We start from the raw sequence: 593 nt of genomic DNA, 5'->3' as shown, positions 1-593 counted from the left end.
ATAACATCCCTTGCCCGCACCGCAGAAACGGGGTTGGCTGCGTTTCCGGTGCCAGACGCGAGAAAGTGGCGACAGACATGACGAAAAAACACCAAAAACGCAGCCGCTGGATATTACACTGATGCATAGTCATGCAGCCAGATGCATGCAGCGTAAAGTCACACTAAAATCAGCGCGAACGCCTTAAAAACCGGCAAATGCCTCTCCGGCAACTCACACAGCTCCATCACCAGGTAAAAACAGTTCAGCAGGGCTTCAATAACGTTGAGAATTTTCATCACTTCCTCCGGGATAAGTCACTACCATTCCGGTAGTCAGCCTATTTAGCAGGAACGCGATGAGCCCTTCTTCGTGCGGGCTGTCACCTCATCTTCGGACCATCGAAACTCTTCTGCTTCTGTCGGAGCGTCAGCTCCAGCTCGTTCTGACGCTGATACTCCAGTGCAGCCTTCTCCTCGATGGCATTCAGTTCCCGGACAAGCGGCGCAGCTGCTCGCTTAAACTCAGCACCTGCGTGCTCAAGTCCGACACGCGCTCGTTCAGCACCGCGTTCTCCCGTTGCATAAGACCACACATGCTCCGCCATTCCGCGA

1 protein-coding gene is annotated in these 593 nt (G+C 54.0%); it reads right to left on the bottom strand.

Annotated elements, in window-relative coordinates; genetic code table 11:
* Window positions 1-465 precede the first annotated feature (465 nt).
* Window positions 466-564, bottom strand: coding sequence for an MbeD/MobD family mobilization/exclusion family protein (locus FLQ44_RS21295; RefSeq protein ID WP_240617616.1), 99 nt, complete (start codon window positions 562-564; stop codon window positions 466-468).
* Between the last annotated feature and the right edge of the window lie 29 nt (window positions 565-593).

It is taken from the genome of Vogesella mureinivorans, assembly GCF_007644035.1.
In the GTDB taxonomy this organism is placed as follows: Bacteria; Pseudomonadota; Gammaproteobacteria; order Burkholderiales; family Chromobacteriaceae; genus Vogesella; species Vogesella mureinivorans.
Note: the sequence above shows the minus strand (reverse complement) of the source record. Positions and strands in the feature narration are given on the sequence as shown.